This window comes from Frankia sp. BMG5.60, assembly GCF_059428125.1.
This window is the reverse complement of sequence record NZ_CM182091.1, coordinates 6032680-6050624: the sequence shown is the minus strand read 5'-3', so window position 1 is coordinate 6050624 and position 17945 is coordinate 6032680. Positions and strand designations below refer to the sequence as shown.

14 protein-coding genes are annotated in these 17945 nt (G+C 75.0%); 1 reads left to right on the top strand and 13 read right to left on the bottom strand.

From position 1 onward, the window contains the following. Positions 1–40 precede the first annotated feature (40 nt). The 7 genes from ilvN to gatC form a co-directional block, all read right to left on the bottom strand. Positions 41–565, bottom strand: coding sequence for an acetolactate synthase small subunit (gene ilvN / locus AC5R91_RS24775; protein ID WP_044886230.1), 525 nt, complete (start codon positions 563–565; stop codon positions 41–43). A gap of 40 nt (positions 566–605) precedes the next feature. After that, positions 606–2447 carry an acetolactate synthase large subunit gene (locus tag AC5R91_RS24770; RefSeq protein ID WP_495398053.1) on the bottom strand — a complete coding sequence of 614 codons (1842 nt, stop codon included), beginning with the start codon at positions 2445–2447 and terminating at the stop codon, positions 606–608. 350 nt (positions 2448–2797) lie between these two features. Further along, entirely contained in the window at positions 2798–4660 is a 1863-nt protein-coding gene (locus AC5R91_RS24765) for a penicillin-binding transpeptidase domain-containing protein (protein ID WP_495393698.1), read from the bottom strand. A gap of 438 nt (positions 4661–5098) precedes the next feature. Continuing rightward, positions 5099–6616, bottom strand: coding sequence for an Asp-tRNA(Asn)/Glu-tRNA(Gln) amidotransferase subunit GatB (gatB, locus tag AC5R91_RS24760; protein ID WP_495393697.1), 1518 nt, complete (start codon positions 6614–6616; stop codon positions 5099–5101). A 43-nt stretch (positions 6617–6659) separates the two neighbouring features. Next, positions 6660–6932: a hypothetical protein gene (locus AC5R91_RS24755; protein WP_495393696.1), complete on the bottom strand. Its 273-nt coding sequence runs from the start codon at positions 6930–6932 to the stop codon at positions 6660–6662. A 91-nt stretch (positions 6933–7023) separates the two neighbouring features. Then, positions 7024–8556 carry an Asp-tRNA(Asn)/Glu-tRNA(Gln) amidotransferase subunit GatA gene (gatA, locus tag AC5R91_RS24750; RefSeq protein WP_495393695.1) on the bottom strand — a complete coding sequence of 511 codons (1533 nt, stop codon included), beginning with the start codon at positions 8554–8556 and terminating at the stop codon, positions 7024–7026. Between the two features lie 13 nt (positions 8557–8569). Beyond that, positions 8570–8866: an Asp-tRNA(Asn)/Glu-tRNA(Gln) amidotransferase subunit GatC gene (gene gatC, locus AC5R91_RS24745; RefSeq protein WP_495393694.1), complete on the bottom strand. Its 297-nt coding sequence runs from the start codon at positions 8864–8866 to the stop codon at positions 8570–8572. A 339-nt stretch (positions 8867–9205) separates the two neighbouring features. On the opposite strand from gatC, the gene AC5R91_RS24740 reads away from it, so the two are divergent. Further along, entirely contained in the window at positions 9206–9919 is a 714-nt protein-coding gene (locus tag AC5R91_RS24740; protein WP_495398052.1) for an ACT domain-containing protein, read from the top strand. 25 nt (positions 9920–9944) lie between these two features. On the opposite strand, the gene ligA is transcribed toward AC5R91_RS24740, so the two are convergent. From ligA to AC5R91_RS24710, 6 genes are all read right to left on the bottom strand, one after another. After that, the gene (gene ligA, locus AC5R91_RS24735; RefSeq protein ID WP_495393693.1) at positions 9945–12254 is read right to left on the bottom strand and encodes an NAD-dependent DNA ligase LigA; all 2310 of its coding nucleotides are present in this window, start codon (positions 12252–12254) and stop codon (positions 9945–9947) included. Further along, positions 12251–13306, bottom strand: coding sequence for a methionine synthase (locus AC5R91_RS24730; RefSeq protein ID WP_495393692.1), 1056 nt, complete (start codon positions 13304–13306; stop codon positions 12251–12253). The genes ligA and AC5R91_RS24730 overlap by 4 nt, the downstream gene beginning before the upstream one ends. A gap of 62 nt (positions 13307–13368) precedes the next feature. Next, the gene (mnmA, locus tag AC5R91_RS24725) at positions 13369–14427 is read right to left on the bottom strand and encodes a tRNA 2-thiouridine(34) synthase MnmA (protein ID WP_495393691.1); all 1059 of its coding nucleotides are present in this window, start codon (positions 14425–14427) and stop codon (positions 13369–13371) included. Between the two features lie 69 nt (positions 14428–14496). Beyond that, positions 14497–15687: a cysteine desulfurase family protein gene (locus tag AC5R91_RS24720; RefSeq protein ID WP_495393690.1), complete on the bottom strand. Its 1191-nt coding sequence runs from the start codon at positions 15685–15687 to the stop codon at positions 14497–14499. Between the two features lie 46 nt (positions 15688–15733). Further along, a complete protein-coding gene (mftF, locus tag AC5R91_RS24715; RefSeq protein WP_495393689.1) occupies positions 15734–17266 on the bottom strand; it encodes a mycofactocin biosynthesis glycosyltransferase MftF in 1533 nt (510 codons plus the stop codon). Positions 17267–17309: 43 nt separating this feature from the next. Beyond that, complete coding sequence (locus AC5R91_RS24710; RefSeq protein ID WP_495393688.1) at positions 17310–17816, bottom strand: MarR family winged helix-turn-helix transcriptional regulator; 507 nt, start codon at positions 17814–17816, stop codon at positions 17310–17312. Positions 17817–17945 lie beyond the last annotated feature (129 nt).

Genomic DNA, 17945 nt, shown 5'->3' with positions numbered 1-17945 from the left:
CCGGCCGGGCCGGGTGAAGCGGGTGGAACAGGTCGACCGGTCAGGCCGACCGGTCGACGGCGCGCAGGCTGCGGTCGGTGATCGACCGCGAGCCGCGGCCGAGCGCCACCATGCCGGACTGGACAAGCTCCCGGATCCCGAACGGCTCCAGCATCCGGATGAGGGCGTCCAGCTTGTCGCGGGTGCCCGTCGCCTCGATCGTGACGGCGTCCGGGGCGACGTCGACCACCTTCGCACGGAACAGGGTGACGGTCTCCAGCACCTGCGACCGGACGGACAGGTCGGCGCGCACCTTGAGCAGCATCAGCTCGCGCTGCACCGAGACGGACGTGTCCATCTCGACGATCTTCAGGACGTTGACCAGCTTGTTGAGCTGCTTGGTCACCTGCTCCAGCGGCAGGTCCTCGACCGCGACGACGATCGTCATCCGGGAGACGTCCGGGTGCTCGGTCGGGCCGACGGCGAGCGACTCGATGTTGAACCCGCGCCGGGAGAACAGGCCGGAGACCCGGGCGAGCACCCCCGGCTTGTTCTCCACCAGCACGGACAGGGTGTGCCGGGTCATGATGTCGCGCTCCTGGGGTCGGGGGTCGGGTCGGGGGCCGTCACAGGTTCACCTCGGCGTCCCCGGAGTAGTCGAAGTCGGGCGCGAGGTCGCGGGCGACCCGGATGTCGTCGTTGCTCGCGCCGGCGGCGACCATCGGCCAGACCATGGCGTCGGGGTGGACGACGAAGTCCACGACCACGGGGGCGTCGTCGATCGCCATCGCCTTCTCGATCGTCGCGTCGACCTCGGCGGCCGAGTCGCAGCGCAGGCCGACGCAGCCCAGCGCCTCGGCGAGGCGGACGAAGTCGGGCACCCGCTTGACCCCGGTCCGCGGCGACCCCGGGTGCGTGCCGAGCTCGGTGTTCGAGTAGCGCTTGTCGTAGAACAGGGTCTGCCACTGCCGGACCATGCCGAGCGAGCCGTTGTTGATGACCGCAACCTTGATCGGGATGCCCTCCAGCGCGCAGGTGGCGAGCTCCTGGTTGGTCATCTGGAAGCAGCCGTCGCCGTCGATCGCCCACACGGTGGCGTCCGGGCGGCCGACCTTGGCGCCCATCGCCGCCGGCACGGCGAAGCCCATCGTCCCGGCGCCGCCTGAGTTCAGCCAGGTGTAGGGGTTCTCGTAGGAGATGAACTGGGCGGCCCACATCTGATGCTGGCCGACGCCGGCCGCGAAAATCGTCTCCGGGCCCGAGATGCGGCCGAGCCGCTCGATGACGTGCTGCGGCGCCAGCGACCCGTCGGCCGGGGTGTCGTAGCCCAGCGGGTAGGTGCGCCGCCAGCCATCCAGGGTGCGCCACCAGCCCTCGAGGTCCGGGCGGGCCTCGGCGGCCAGTGCGGCGATCAGCTCGTTGATCACCTCTCGGCAGTCACCGACGATGGGCACGTCGGCGGTCCGGTTCTTGCCGATCTCGGCGGGATCGATGTCGGCGTGGATGATCGCGGCCTTCGGCGCGAACGAGGCCAGCCGGCCGGTCACCCGGTCGTCGAAGCGGGCGCCGAGGGTGATGAGCAGGTCCGCCTTCTGCAGCGCGGTCACCGCCGCGACCGAGCCGTGCATGCCGGGCATGCCCAGATGCTGGGGGTGCGAGTCGGGGAAGGCGCCGCGGGCCATCAGTGTGGTGACCACCGGGATGCCGGTCATCTCCGCCAGCGTGCGCAGCTCCGCGGCGGCGCGCGCCTTGAGCACGCCGCCGCCGATGTACAGCACCGGACGCCGGGATGCGCTGATCAGCTTCGCCGCCTCCCGCACCTGCTTGTTGTGCGGGCGGGTGATCGGGCGGTAGCCGGGCAGGTCGAGCGTGGGTGGCCAGATCTCGTGCGGCAGCACCGACGTGACCGACTGCAGGATGTCCTTGGGCAGGTCGACCAGGACGGGGCCGGGGCGCCCCGTGCCCGCCAGGTGGAACGCCTCGGCGATCGTCCGCGGGATGTCGTCGACGGACTGGACGAGGAAGTTGTGCTTGGTGATGGGCAGGGTGATGCCGCAGATGTCCGCCTCCTGGAAGGCGTCCGTCCCGATCGCGGCGCTGGCCACCTGCCCGGTGATCGCGACCATGGGCACCGAGTCCATGTAGGCGTCCGCGATCGGGGTGACCAGGTTCGTCGCCCCCGGACCGGACGTCGCCATGCACACCCCCACCCGCCCGGTGGCCTGCGCGTACCCCTCGGCCGCGTGGCCGGCGCCCTGCTCGTGCCGGACGAGGATGTGGCGCACCCGCGTGGAGTCGTACAACGGGTCGTAGGCGGGCAGGATCGCCCCGCCGGGGATGCCGAAGACCACATCCGCTCCGACCGCCTCGAGGGAGTGGACGAGCGACTGTGCTCCGGTGATCTCTCGTGTCATCTGGGCGTCTTCCTTGACAGGCCGGGAATCTGCGACAGCGGGTGGTCTCGGCAGGCGGAACGCGGGGGCGCGCGCTGGGGCTCGGTCACGTGACGGGGCAGGATCACGAACGCGGGTGGGGCAGGATCACGAACGCAGGGGCTGGATCACGAAGCGGGGCTGGGCACGAAAAAGCCCCTCGTGCCTAGGGCACTGAGGGGCGGCGCACGGGGTCGAGGTCGTCGACTACGCGCGCTCTGAACGTACGAGAATCTGACTGTGCACAGACATACCGTGCCGGAGTTCGGGCCGTACGTCAAGCAGCGACCGCAGGTGGCCGCCCCGCCGACCCTGCCGGCGAGCCACCGCGGCCAGATACTCGAGGCCGGCGAGGCCCGCGAGGCCGCCCGGCGGGCGGGGCGGGATCAGCGACCGCCGGAGCCGGGCGCGGCCACCGCGCCGCCGTCGAGGGCGGTCAGGAAGCGGGCGGCGATCGGGGCCGCCGTCTCGGCGCCGAAGCCGCCGTCCTCGACGACGACGGCGAAGGCCACGTCACCCCGGTAACCGACGAACCAGGCGTGGGTGGGCGGCGGGTCGCCGTCGGCGTACTCGGCCGTGCCGGTCTTGCCGTAGACCTCGCCGGGCATCGGCACGCTCGCGGCGGTGCCCTCGGTGACGACGGCCCGCATGAAGTCCCGCAGCGGCGGGAGCACCGCGGGCGGGATGGCGTTGCTGCGCGCCGGCTGGCCGGCGACGAACGGCTGGCGCCAGGTGCCGCTGGCGACGGCCGCCGCCACGCTCGCCATCTGCAGGGGCGAGACCTCGATGCGGGCCTGTCCGATCGACGCCGAGGCGGACTCGACCGAGTCGCGCGGGGTCGGGAAGCTCCCACCGACGCTGGCGATGTCCAGCGGCGCCCGGCCGTCGAAGCCGTAGAGCTGGGCGGCCTTCTCCAGGGCGTCGGACGGCAGCGACTCCTCCAGCCGGATGAAGGCGGTGTTGCAGCTCTTGGCGAAGGCGGTCCGCAGCGGGATGGGCCCGAACTGCTCGGACTCGGCGTTCTGGAAGGTCCGCCCGCCCACGCTGACCGTCTGGGTGCAGTCCAGCGGGGTGTTCGCCGCCTTGCCGTTCATCAGTGCGGCGGTGGCCGTCACGATCTTGAAGGTGGAGCCCGGCGGGTACTTGCCGCGCACGGCGCGGCTCGCCCCGCTCGGCGGGTGGTTCGCCAGCGCCAGCACGCCGCCGGTGCGGGTGTCGATGGCCACCATCGCCGCGGTGGGTCGGGCGGCGGTCGCGAGCGCAGTCTCGGCGGCCTGCTGGACCCGCAGGTCGAGGGTCGTCCGGACCGACCCGCCGTCGGTCATCGGGTAGGTGCGCAGCGTCTGGACGGTGGCGCCCCGCGCGTCGCGCACGACGACGGCACCACCCTGGGCGCGCAGCCGGTCGTCGTAGACGCGCTGCAGCCCGGACAGCGGGTCGGTCCGGCCGACGAGGTTGCCGGCGAGGTCCCCGGAGTCGCGCAGCGGCTGGCCGTCGGCGGCGAGCAGGTCGCCGCGGTGGCCGGTCGAGGCGGTCCGGTCCAGGTGCAGCCCGGGGCGCAGGGCGGGATGCACGGACGCCGGCTCCGCCCGGACCTTCCACCCTCGACCGGTGTCGACGAGGTTGAGCACGCCCGCGTACTCCAGCGGCGCCGGCAGGCCGGACAGGTCGAGCCGGGCCACGTAGGGCGCCCTCGCCGCCTTGCCGCTGCGATCGATCGATCCCGGGGTGAAGGTGGCCCCGGTGACCAGCAGCCGGTCCCGCACGTCGGCCATCGTGGTCAGCAGGGCCGCGACGTCGACGCTGCCGGGCACGCTCACCGCGCTCACCGCGGCCCGACCGGCCCCGTCACGGCCGCCGGCCGGCGCCGACCCGGCGGCCCCCGCGCCGGCCGCGGCCGGTGTCGCCGCCCCGCCGCTCCCGCTGGCCGGGGCGGCGCTGGCCGGCGCGGTGCTGGCCGGCGCGGTGCTGGCCGGCGCGGTGCTGGCCGCGGACGCCGGGCCCGCCGAGGTGCGGGTCGCCGTCCCGCCGGTGGTGGTCAGGGTTCGCCAGGCGGCGAGGTAGGCCGCGGCCGCGGCCTGGGCCCGGCGGTCGGCCGCCCGCTCGTCGGAGCGGCTCTTCAGCACGTAGCCGAGCCCGCTGCCGGCGGCCAGGACGAGGACCACCACGGCGGCGATGATCGCCCGCCGCCGGCCGCGGCCGCGGCGGCGCGAGGTCGACGCGGTGAATCCGGACGGAGTGAGGGGCATGACGAGACGCCTCCCCTCGCAGACGACTGCCCGATCGGAGACCCACCCTACGAAGGCCCCCGGCACTGCGCACCCGACGCGCCGGTCGGCGTCGGCAACTCGACACGCGGGTCCGACACGGAAGGAAAACGTGGTCTTCCCGGGCCCAGGTCACGTCGGGACAACCTTCGGCACCCGCGACTGACATCCCGAACCCGAATGACTACGTCCAACCGGGCAATATCCCCCGAATCGGGGTTGGCAGCCAGGAATCCCCGCAAGAGTCCGCGACGACGGCAAGACCGATCATATCGAGCAACCCCGCGCAGGCTGGAACGGCCCTGGACGGCGTCCCGGAAACCTCGGGCCGGCTGGCGGAGACGCCCGGGGGCGGGGGGTGTCCGGCGGGGCGGGGGGCCTGGCGGGCGGGGTTGGAGTCACACCGCCCGCCCGGCCGGTTCAGGACGCGCCGAGGCGCTCCAGCAGCAGGCCGCGCACGCTCGCCGCGTCCGCCTGACCCCTCATCGCCTTCATCACCGCGCCGACCAGCGGGCCGACGGCGTTGACCTTGCCGCCGCGGATCTTCTCCGCGATGTCCGGCGCCGCGGCGATGGCGGCGTCGACCGCCGCCGTAAGCGCCCCGTCGTCCGCGACGACGGCGAGGCCGCGCCCGGCGACGACCTCGTCCGGGGTGCCCTCCCCCGCCAGCACGCCGTCGATGACCTTGCGGGCCAGCGCGTCGGTGAGCTCGCCACCGGCGACGAGCACGGTGATCCGCGCGACGTCGGCCGGGCTGATCGCGAGGTCGCTCGGCTGGCCGCCGGCGTCGGCGGCGCGACGCGCCAGCTCGTTGAGCCACCACTTGCGCGCCGCCGCCGGGGTCGCCCCGGCGGCCACGGTCTGCTCCACCAGGTCCAGCACCCCGGCGTTGCGCAGGTCGGTCAGGTCCCGCGCGGTGTAGCCGTGCTCGGCGATGAGCCGGGCGCGCCGCGCCGCGGGCAGCTCCGGCAGGCCGACGCGCAGCTCGTCGACGTACTGCGCGGGCAGGGCCAGCGGGGTCAGGTCCGGCTCCGGGAAGTACCGGTAGTCGGTCGCCTCCTCCTTGGACCGGCCCGGCGACGTCCGCCCGGACGCCTCGTCGAAGTGACGGGTCTCCTGGAGGATCCGCTCGCCGTCGTCGAGCAGGCCGGCCTGGCGGGTGATCTCATAGCGCACGGCCCGCTCCACCGACCGCAGGGAGTTCAGGTTCTTCGTCTCGGTGCGGGTGCCGAACGGGGCGTCGGGTTCACCGGGGGCGGGGCGGCGGCGCAGCGAGACGTTCGCGTCGCAGCGCAGCGAGCCCTGCTCCATCCGCACGTCGGACACGTCGAGAGCGCGGATCAGCTCGCGCAGCTCGTCGACGTAGGCGCGGGCGACCTCCGGCGAGCGGACGTCGGGCTCGGTGACGATCTCGACGAGCGGGATCCCGGCCCGGTTGAAGTCGACCAGCGAGTGGGTCGCCCCGTGGATGCGCCCGGTGGCGCCGCCGACGTGCAGCGACTTGCCGGTGTCCTCCTCCATGTGCACGCGGGTGATCCCGACCCGGTGCACCTCGCCGTCGACCTCGACGTCGAGCCAGCCGTCCGTGCACAGCGGCTCGTCGTACTGGCTGATCTGGAAGTTCTTCGGCATGTCCGGGTAGAAGTAGTTCTTGCGGGCGAACCGGCACCAGGACGCGATGTCGCAGTGCAGCGCGAGACCGATCATGACGGCGAAACGCACCGCCGCCTCGTTGACCACCGGCAGGGCGCCGGGCAGGCCGAGGCAGACCGGGCAGACCTGGGTGTTGGGCTCGGCGCCGAACGCCGTGGGGCAGCCGCAGAACATCTTGGAGACGGTGCCGAGCTCGACGTGCGTCTCCAACCCGATCACCGGCTCGTAACGGGCGAGCGCGTCGGCGTAGGAGGGCAGCGCGCTGGCGGGAGCCGCAGTGCTCACCGGGGGTACTCCTCGTGGGTCGCTGGATGCGCGGGTCGGCCGGTCATGACGACGAATCGTCGGCCGAGCCGGGCTCGGCGGAGGTGGTCTCGGCGGAGGTGGTCTCGGTGCCGCCGGGTCCGCCGGGTCCGGCTGGCGGGCGGGTGTCGCGCAGGTGCACGTAGCTGAGGAACACCGCGGCCGGCAGGCCCAGCACGCCCCAGACGAGCAGGATCGGGTTCACCGTCGCGATGCCGAGGCCCAGCACCACGACGGTCAGCAGCCAGACCACGACGACCAGCAGACGGTCCTGCCGCCCGCTGCGCAGACTCACCATCGCCGACCCCCTCCGTCCTGCCCCGTCCCCGGCCCGGTCCGCACCTCCTGGCCGGTCCGCACGTCCTGGCCGGTCCGCACCTCCTGGCCGGTCACAGCGCCGGGGCCTCGTCGAGCAGCGCGTGGCCGCGCCGGACGTCGAGCGCCTCCTCCAGCGCCCCACCGACCAGGTAGAGCCGATCGTCGGCGAACGGCGGCGCCATGATCTGGATGCCCACCGGCAGCCCGTCCGCCAGGCCCGCCGGCAGGCTCATCGCCGGGCCGCCGGCCAGGTTCGACGGGATGGTGCACAGGTCCGACAGGTACATGGCGACCGGATCGTCCACCTTCGCCCCGAGCGGGAACGCCGGGGTCGGGGTGGTGGGCGAGACCAGCACGTCGACCTGCTCGAACGCGGCGGCGAAGTCCCGGCTGATCAAAGTGCGGACCTTCTGCGCCTGGCCGTAGTAGGCGTCGTAGTAGCCCGAGGACAGCGCGTAGGTGCCCAGGATGATCCGCCGCTTCACCTCCGGGCCGAAGCCGGCCTCGCGGGTGCGGCTCATGACCTCCTCGGCACCGGCCTGGCCGTCGTCGCCGACTCGCAGGCCGAACCGCATCGCGTCGAAGCGGGCCAGGTTGGACGAGCACTCGCTCGGTGCGATCAGGTAGTAGGCCGCCAGCGCGTAGGTGAAGTGCGGGCAGCTCACCTCGACGACCTCGGCGCCGAGCTCGGTGAGGGTCTCGACGGCGGCGGCGAAGGCGGCCTGCACCCCCGCGTCGTAGCCCTCGCCGGCGAGCTCCCGCACGACGCCGACCCGCAGGCCGCGGATGTCGCGCCGGCCCGCCGCCTCGACCACCGCGGGCACGGGCACGTCCACGCTGGTGGAGTCGAGCGGGTCGTGGCCGGCGATCGCGGCGTGCAGCAGCGCCGCGTCGGTGACGGTGCGGGCCAGCGGGCCGGCCTGGTCCAGCGAGCTGGAGAAGGCGACCAGGCCGTAGCGGCTCACGCCGCCGTAGGTGGGCTTCACCCCGACCAGCCCGCAGACCGCGGCCGGCTGGCGGATGGAGCCACCGGTGTCGGTGCCGATCGCCAACGGCGCCTCGAAGGCGGCGACCGCCGCCGCGCTGCCGCCGCTGCTGCCGCCGGGGATGCGGGTGGTGTCCCACGGGTTGCGCGTCGGCCCGTAGGCCGAGTTCTCCGTGGACGAACCCATCGCGAACTCGTCCATGTTGACCTTGCCGAGCAGGACGACGTCCGCCGCGCGCAGCCGGCTGACCACGGTCGCGTCGTACGGCGCGTGCCAGCCCTCGAGAATCCGGCTGCCGCAGGTGGTCGGCATCCCGCGGGCGGTCAGGACATCCTTGAGTGCCAGCGGCACCCCGGCGAGCGGGCCGAGCCGCTCCCCGGCGGCCCGGCGCTCGTCGACGGAGCGGGCCGCGGCGAGCGCGCCCTCGGGGTCGACGTGGAGGAAGGCGTGGATGGTGTCGTCGACCTTGGCGATGCGGTCGAGCGCGGCCTGGGTCGCCTCGACGGCGCTCAGCTCGCCCGCGGCGATCGCCGCCGCCGTGGCCGCGGCGGTCAGGTGCACGACGTCGGCCGCGGCGGCCGGGGTGGTCGTGGCGGAAGGTGTCGGGTGGTCCGTCATGCGGGCGGCGACCTCACTCGTCCGGATCAAGGATGCGGGGCACCCGGAAGCGGCCGTCCTCGGTGGCGGGGGCGCCGGCGAGGGCCTCGGCGGCGGTCAGCGACGGGCGGGCGACGTCCGGGCGGAAGACGTTCGTCAGCGGCACGGCGTGACTGGTCGGCGGGATGTCCGCCGCGGCGACCTCGGAGACCCGGGCGACCGCCGACAGGATCGCCTCGAGCTGCGGTGCCAGCGCGTCCAGCTCGTCGTCGGTCACCGACATCCGCGACAGCCGGGCGAGATGGTCTACCTCGTCCCGCGTGATCCCCATGGCGTGTGGCCCCTTCGTGGGCGGTGGGCGCGAAGCCCGTGACTGGTCGTGCGTGCCGCGGGCGGCAGCCGGGAAAGCCGGGGACTCCGGGCCGCCCGGAGGCTGGCCGCGGGGGGAGAACCGGACCGGACGCTTCGCCGCGTCGACGTCATGTCATGGTACGGGCCGCGGCGCGACCGGGACGGACCCCGCCCCGCCGACCTGCCGGCCGAGCCGACCCCGCGGTGGCGGCGGCGGGCCGGTCGGCGCCGCCCGCCGGGCCCCTGACCAGGCAGGCGGCGGCGCGGCGCGTCATCTCGGCGTGACCGGTCGGCCATGCCGACGACACGCTCTTTGTGCATGCTCAACTACATGTCGTACCTGCTGCGCGTCGTGTTGCCGGACCGCCCGGGCACCCTCGGCGCCGTCGCCACCGCCCTGGGCGCCGCCGGCATCGACATCGTCAGCGTCACCGTCGTGGAGCGCACCGCCGCCGGCGCGGTGGACGACCTGCTCGTCATGCTGCCGCCGGGCGGACTCGCGGATCGGGCGATGAGCGCGGCCCACTCGGTCCCGGGGGTGGTCGTCGAGTCGCTGCGCCCGTTCCTCGCGGACGGCGGCGGCGTGGCCAGCGACCTCGACCTCGTCGACGCGCTGACCGCCGAGCGGCCCGTCGACGCCGCGGCGACCCTGACGGAGCTGGCCCCGGGCGTGTTCAACGCGGACTGGGCGGTGCTGCTCGAGCATGTCGGCGCGGGCGACGTGCGGGTGCGGGAGACCTCGGTCGGCGCGCCCACCCTCGGCGGGGACGACCTCGGGGTGCCCGAACGGGTCCGGTTACCGCTACCCTGGCTGCCGCTGGACCGCGCGCGGCGGATCGGGCCGGACGAGGGCACCTTCCCGCCTCGGTGGGAGGCGGTCAGCATGGAGCTCGCCGCGGCACCCGTCGGCTGCGACCGGCTGATCATCCTCATCGGCCGTCCTGGCGGCCCGGCCTTCCGCCCCTCCGAGATCGAGCGGCTGGCCCACCTCGCCGGCATCGCGGCGAGCCTGAGCAGGACGGACCGCCCCTGACGGCTCGGCCCGCGCCAGCCCCGGGTCACCCCGGCGGGGCATCGTCCTGCGTCTGCGCCGCCTGGCGGGCGGAGTCGACGTCCGGAGCGGCTGGAGCATCCGGTGTGACTGGGGTAGCCGGTGTGACTGGGGTAGCCGGTGTGACTGGGGTAGCCGGTGTGACTGGGGTAGCCGGCGCGTCGGCGGGCACGGCCCGCTCCCGCGCGGCGTCCGCGCCCCGCTCGAGCAGCACGGCGAACCCGGCCTCGTCCAGCACCGGCACGCCGAGGCTGCGCGCCTTGTCGTACTTGGCCGCCCCCGGATCGGCGCCGACGACGACGAAGGCGGTCTTCTTGCTCACCGAGCCGGTGACCTTGCCGCCGCGGCCCTGCACCGCCTCGGTCGCCGAGTCCCGGCTCCAGCCGTCGAGCGTTCCCGTGATGACCACCGCTATGCCGTCGAGCGGGCGGGGGCCCTCCTCGGCGCCGGCGTCGGCGAGCGACGCGCCACCGGCGGCGATGCGGGCGACGATGTCGCGGTGGCGGGCGTCGGCGAACCAGTCCACCACCGCGCTGGCGATCTTCGGGCCGACACCCTCGACGGCAGCGAGCTGCTCGGCGGGGGCGGCGGCGATCGCGTCGAGCGAGCGCAGTTCCCGGGCGAGCGCGCGCGCCGCCGTCGGCCCGACGTGGCGGATGGACAGGCCGACCAGCAGCCGCCACAGCGGCCGGTGCCGCCCCGCCTCGACGCCGCGCAGGATCTGGTCGATCTTCTTCTGGCCGAAGCCGCGCAGCCCCTCGAACGACTCCGGCGTCAGGTGGAAGATGTCGCCGATGTCGCCGACCCGGTCGGCCTCGAGCAGGGCGATCGCCGTCTCGTAGCCGAGGCCGTCGATGTCCAGCGCGTTCCGCGAGGCGAGGTGGAAGATCAACTCGCGGAGCTGCGCCGGGCAGGCGTCGGTGTTCGGGCAGCGGATGTCCACCTCACCCTCGGGGCGCACCAGCTCGGTGCCGCACTCGGGGCAGTGGGTGGGCATGACGAAGGCGCGCTCGGTGCCGTCGCGCAGGTCGACGACCGGGCCGACGATCTCCGGAATCACGTCGCCGGCCTTGCGCAGCACGACCGTGTCGCCGATGAGGACGCCCTTGCGGCCGACCTCGTCGACGTTGTGCAGGGTCGCCAGGCCCACCGTGGAACCGGCGACGAGCACCGGTTCGAGCTCGCCGAACGGGGTCACCCGACCCGTGCGGCCGACGTTCACCCGGATGTCGCGCAGCTTCGTCGTGACCTCCTCGGGCGGGTACTTGAAGGCCACCGCCCACCGCGGCGCCTTCGACGTCGACCCCAGCCGCCGTTGCAACGCGAACGCGTCGACCTTGACGACCACCCCGTCGATCTCGTGCTCGACGTCGTGGCGGGCCCGCCCCCAGCGGTGGATGTACGCCAGCACGTCGCCCACCGAGGCCAGCACCTCGAAGTGCGTCGAGACGGGCAGCCCGAACTCGGCGAACCGGGCGTAGGCCCCGGACTGGGAGACGGCGTCGAACCCGCGCTGTGCCCCCAGACCATGGACGATCATGTCGAGGGGACGGGTGGCGGTGACCCGGGGATCCTTCTGGCGCAGCGACCCGGCCGCCGCGTTACGCGGGTTGGCGAACGGCTTGCCGCCGCCGGCCACCAGTGACGCGTTGAGCTCGGCGAACTTCTCGGTCGGAAAGAAGACCTCGCCGCGGACCTCCAGCAGCTCCGGCACGCCCGCCCCGTGCAACCGGGTCGGCACGCTCGCCAGCGTGCGGATGTTGGGGGTGATGTCCTCCCCCGTGCGCCCGTCGCCACGGGTCGCCGCGCGCACGAGCCGGCCGTCGGCGTAGACGAGATCGACGGCGAGCCCGTCGATCTTCAGCTCGCACAGCCAGCCGTCGACCTCGGTCTCCCGCGCCGCGCGCGCGGCCCACAGATGAAAGTCGTCGTCGTCGAAGACGTTGTCCAGCGACAGCAGCCGCTCGAGATGCTCGACCGGGGTGAACAGAGTCGAGTACGACCCGGCCACCTTCTGCGTCGGCGAGTCCGGGGTGCGCAGCTCGGGGTGGCGCTCCTCCAGCGCGGTGAGCTCACGCATCAGCCGGTCGTACTCGGCGTCGGAGACGGTCGGCGAATCCAGCACGTAGTACCGGTAGGCGTGCTCGTCCAGCTCGCGGGCGAGCTCGGCGGCGCGGGCCCGGTCCGCGACGGAGGCGGCGACGGTCGGTTTCGCCGCCGCATGGGCCTCGACCGCAGCCTCGACCGCGGCCCCGGCCTCGCCGGCCGCCGCAGCCTCGACGGCCGCCGCGTCACCGGAGCCCAGTGGCGCGCTCATGCCGGCGCGTCGACCAGGACGCGGCCCGCCCGGCGGCAGTGCCGCATGACCGCTCTGGCCGCGTCGACGTCGAATCCCGCAAGGCCGCACGCGGGTGCCACGGCGACCACCTCCCCGAGCTGTTCGGGCCGGAATCCGAGCCGGCTCCACAGTGCAGTGACGGGTTCGACCGTACGGCGGACGTCCGACAGTTTCGCCGACCCGCCACCGGTGGCCACCCCGCCGCCGGTGGCCACCAGGCCCGCGATGAGCCGCACCCCGGCCTCCACGAGCTCGCCGACCGCGTCGTCCTGGGCGCGGGTCAGCAGGGCCGCGTCGAGCCCGACGAAGTCCATCCCGGCGCCGCGCAGCGCCGCCAGCGGCACGTCCGCCGCACAACAGTGCACGCCGACCCCGGCGACACCGGCCAGCGCGCGGGTGGCGTCGGCGAGTGCGCGCAGCCGCTGCACCGCCAGGCCCTCCTCGACAGCCGGCACCACCGAGAAGCCGCTGGGCGTGCGCACCCGACCGGCCAGCACCACCGGCAGCGACGGCTCGTCGAGCTGGACGATCAGCCGCGCGCCCGGCACCCGGCGGGCGATGTCGCCGAGATGGTCGGCCAGACCGGCGGCGAGCGCCTCGGCGAGGTCCCGGGTGGCGCCGGCGTCGGACAGCGCCTTGTGCCCACGGGGCAGCTCGATGTCGGCGGCCAGCGTCCACGGCCCGGCCACGGCGACCTTGAGCGGCCCGGAGTAGTCGGCGGCGACGTCGAACAACGCGTCCAGGTCCTGTCGGAGCAGGTCCCGGGAACGGCGCAGGTCCAGGCCCGGCCGGGGCACCAACCGCCAGCCGGCCGGCTGCAGGTCGACGGGCAGGTCGAGCAGGATCGCCGCCGACCGGCCGATCATCGCGGCGCCGGGCCCGCGGGCCGGCAGCTCCGGCAGGTGCGGCAGGTCCGGCAGCTCGTCGAACACCGACTTCGTGGCCTCGACGGGGTCAGTGCCCGGCAGCGAACCCACCCCGGTGGCCGCGCCGGCCGGCCACAGCGGCGCGGGGCCGGCCTCAGTGCTCATCGGAACTCATCCCGCCATTGTGGCCGACGGTGCCCGGCACCCCGCCCAGCCCCGCCGGCCGCTCACGCGGCGGTGACGCGGATGTGCCCCCCTCCGAGCACCCGGTCGCCGTCGTAGAGCACGACGGCCTGACCCGCCGCCGTCCCGCGCACCGGGGTGGTGAGGGTGACGACGAGGTCGTCGCCGCGCGCCTCGGCCTCGGCGGCCACGACCCCGCCGTGCGCCCGGACCTGGGCCTGGCAGGTCACCACGCCCTCGTGCGGCCAGGCCGCGCGGTCGGCGACCAGCCGGCGGATGTCGAGCTCCTCCGCCGGGCCGACGGTGACCGTCGAGGTCGCCGGGGAGATGTCGAGGACGTAGCGGGGGCGCCCGTCCGGCGCCGGGTGCCCCACGCGCAGCCCGCGGCGCTGACCGACGGTGAAGGCGAAGGTCCCGTCATGCTCGCCGAGAGTCTGCCCGGTCCGGGAGTCGACGATGGGCCCGGGCCGCGAGCCGATCCGCTCCCGCAGCCAGCCGCCGGTGTCCCCGCCGGAGATGAAGCAGATGTCGTGGCTGTCCGGCTTGTCGGCGACGGCCAGCCCGCGCTCGGCCGCCTCGCGGCGCACCTGCGCCTTGGTGGAGTCGCCCAGCGGGAAACGCGCCGCGCCGAGCTGCTCGGGCCGCAGCGTGCCGAGCACGTAGGACTGGTCCTTGGCGGGGTCGACCGATCGGCGCAGCGTGCCATCCGGGTCGAGGCGGGCGTGGTGGCCGGTGACCACGGCGTCGAAGCCGAGGGCGAGCGCCCGGTCCAGCACCGCGGCGAACTTGATCCGCTCGTTGCAGCGCACGCACGGGTTGGGGGTGCGTCCCGCCGCGTAGGACTCCACGAACTGGTCGATGACCTCGGCCTCGAACCGCTCGGCCAGATCCCACACGTAGAACGGGATGCCCAGCACGTCCGCGGCACGGCGCGCGTCGCGGGCGTCCTCCAGCGTGCAGCAGCCCCGGGCGCCGGTCCGGTCCGACTCGGGCGATCGGGACAGGGCGAGATGGACGCCGGTGACGTCGTGCCCGGCGTCGACCGCCCGCGCGGCGGCGACGGCGGAGTCGACCCCGCCGGACATGGCGGCGAGCATCCGCATCAGACCTGCACCTCCCCAGAACCCTCCGGTTCCCAGAAACCTCCGGCGGCGCCGCGCACGCGGCGCGGATCAGGCGCCGGTCATCCCCGCGAGCGCGCCCGCGCGGCTCGCCCGCTCCACCACCGGCCCGATCGCCTCGACGAGCGCGTCCACGTCGGCGGCGCGCGACGAGTGGCCCAGCGAGAAGCGCAGCGAACTGCGCGCATGCTCCTCGCCGGCCCCCATGGCCAGCAACACGTGCGAGGGCCGGGCTACTCCCGCCGAGCAGGCCGAGCCGGTCGAACACTCGATGCCGCGCGCGTCGAGCAGCATCAGCAGCGAGTCGCCCTCGCAGCCGGGGAACGTGAGATGGGCGTTGCCGGGCAGCCGCTGCGGACCGCCCAGCGGGGCGCCGTTGAGCACGGCGCCCGGCACCTTCTCCTGAATCCGGCGGACGAGGTCGTCGCGCAACGCGGCCAGCCGGGCGCCCTCGCTCGGCGCCTGGGCGCAGGCCGTCGCCGCCGCGGCCGCGAACGCCGCCACCCCGGCGGTGTTCAGCGTCCCGGAGCGGATGTCGCGTTCCTGGCCGCCGCCGTGGGTCAGCGGCTCCAGTGCAAGGCCGCGGCGCACCACCAGGGCGCCGACCCCGACCGGCCCGCCGATCTTGTGGGCGCTGACGGTGATGGCGTCGGGCCCCTGCTCGCCGACCGTGACGGGGATCTGGCCGAACGCCTGCACCGCGTCGGTGTGGAACGGCACCCCGTGCCGATGCGCGACGGCGGCGAGCTCCGCGACCGGCTCGACCGTGCCGACCTCGCTGTTCGCCCACATCACCGAGACCAGGGCCACCGCGGCGGGATCGCGGTCGAGGGCGGCGGCGAGGGTGTCCGGGTGCACCATGCCGGCGGCGTCGACGTCGAGCAGCTCCACCTCGGCGCCCTGCTCGGCACCCAGCCATTGCACGGTGTCCAGCACCGCCCGGTGCTCGACCGCGCTGACCAGCACCCGGCGCCGGCCGGGCTCGGCCCGCCGCCGCGCCCAGTACAGGCCCTTGAGCGCGAGGTTGTCGCCCTCCGTGCCGCCGCCGGTGAACACCACGTCGGACGGCCGGGCGCCCAGCACGCCGGCCAGCGTCTCGCGCGACTCCTCGACGATGCGGCGGGCCCGGCGGCCGCTGGCATGCAACGACGAGGCATTGCCGGTGTCGGCGAGCACCGCGGCGTACGCGGCGAGCGCTTCCGGTCGCATCGGCGTCGTCGCCGCGTGGTCGAGATAGGTCACACGGTAGAGGGTAGCCGCGCGCGGCCGGGCGGCGCCGCCGCGCCGATCACACCCGCCCCGCGACCGCCCCCCGCCCGCGGCGCGGGACGGACGGCGGCGCCGGGATCAGCGGTTCGAGGTCGCCCCGCAGCAGGCAGCCGGACCAGACGCCGGCGCAGTAGGCGGCGTCGTCGGCGACGCGCAGGAGCAGGTACGGCACGGGGCCGACCGCCGGGCGCGTCACCCACCAGTCGTGCACCAACGGCAGCGTCGCCGCGGCCAGGACCAGCCGGCCCGGCGTGCCGGCACAGGCCAGCAGGGGCAGCCAGGTGCGCCGCGACGTCTCGGCGGCGGCAAGCAGGGCGTGGCGCCGCCCCCGGACGGTCAGGGCCAGCGCGGCGCGGCCGGGGCGGTCGGTGCGGCCCAGCCGGCGGGCGAGACGGGCGGTGGTCAGCGCCACCGAGCCCGCGGCCAGGGCGCCGACCACGGCGACCCCACCCCGGTCCCGGCGCAGCGCCAGCAGGCCGACCGCCGCCACCGCGCTCGCCGCCCCGCGGGCCGGTCGCAGCGGTCCGGGATGCCGCCGGGCGAGCTCCGCCGCAGACGAGCCGTAGCCATGGCGCTGACGCGCCCAGGCCCGCCAGGACGGCCGCGGATCGTGGTGCACCACCGCCGCCGGCTCGTAACGGACGGTGTGACCGGCGCCGACGAGCCGCCACACCAGGTCAACGTCCTCGCCGAAGCGCAGCGCCGGGTCGAACGCGGCATGCGCCCGCCGGATGAGCAGCACCGCCGACGGCACGTACGACACCCGCCCTCCGGGGCGCACCGCCGCCGGCCACGGCCCGAGATCGAGCGGGGAGCGGCCCGCCTCGTAGCGTTCCCGCAGGCCGCCACGCGACCCCGGCGGTACCGGGGAGGCGACCCGCGGCGCGACGGCGACGACCGCCGGGTCCGCGAGGTGGGCGATGAGGCGGTCGAGCCAGTCGGCGGTGGGCCGGACGTCGCAGTCGCAGAAGACGATCACCTCGGTGCGCGCGGCCCGGGCGCCCCTGGTGCGCGCCGCGGCGGGGCCGCGGGCCCGGTCGTGCCGGATCACCCGGGCGCCGGCCGCGGCGGCCTCGGCCGAGGTGTCGTCGCGGGAGCCGTCGTCGACGACGACGACCTCGGCGCACTGCCCGCGCAGCGCGCCGACCAGCGCGCCGATGCGCCCGGCCCCGTCCCGGACCGGAATGACAGCCGTGATCCCGCCGACCCCGGAGACCCCGGCGACCTCGGTGACCCCGGAGACCCCGGCGACCTCGGTGACCCCGGAGACCTCGGCGACCGTGCCCACCGGCGCCGTGCTGCGCGGCGGCAGCGGATGGACGATCCCGGCGTCGACGAGCCGGCGCGCCAGCAGCCCCGCGCCGGGCCCGGCCGCACCGACCGTGGCGCCCCCACGCAGCGCCGCGAACACCCGTGCCCCGGGGGCGGACAGCGCCATCAGCCGCAGCGGCGACCCGCCGAGCAGCACGATCCCACCGGCGGCCGCGGCGGCGGGCGCCAGAACCGTGACGCCGGGGTCACACTGCACCCGGAACAGAGCCGGCAGTGGCACCGGAGCCGGCTCAGAAGTCACCGGCAGCGCGACCGGAGCCGGCTCAGAAGTCACCGGCCGCCCGGCGCAGGTCGGTGAGCAGGTCGATGAGCGTCCGCACGCCCCCGTCGCCCAGGCCGGGGTCGGCGAAGACGGTGTCGTTGAGCTTCTCCGTCGCGGCGAGCGCCGTCACCCGCCCCTCCTCGGTGATCTCGGCGAGAATCGCCCGGCGGTCGGTGGGGTGGGGGGTGCGGCGGACCTGGCCGCGGGCCTCCAGCCGGTCGACGGCACTGGTGATGCTGGTCGGATGGACCTGAAGCCGGCTCCCGATCTTGTTCAGCGGGAGGGCACCGCGGCGGGAGAACAGCAGCAGCATGAGCAGCTCGTACCGGGCGAAGGTCAGATCGAGTGGGCGCAGGACCTCGTCGACCCGAGCCAGCATGATCTGCTGGGCGCGCATCAGCGACGTGACCGCCGCCATCCCGTCCGCCACCGAGCCCCAGCCGTGCGCGGTCCAGTGCCGGTGGGCCTCCGCTATGGGATCGGTGGGCAGCGGTTTGGGGGTGGCCACGGCTTGGACGCTCCTGCACTTCAGGGGATGTCTCCCACCCGGCCGGCGGGCCGGGGACCGCCCAGATGACGGCCGGCGTCCATTGCACCCCAGGACGCCACGTGCAGGCAAAGACTCATGCGTACGCGG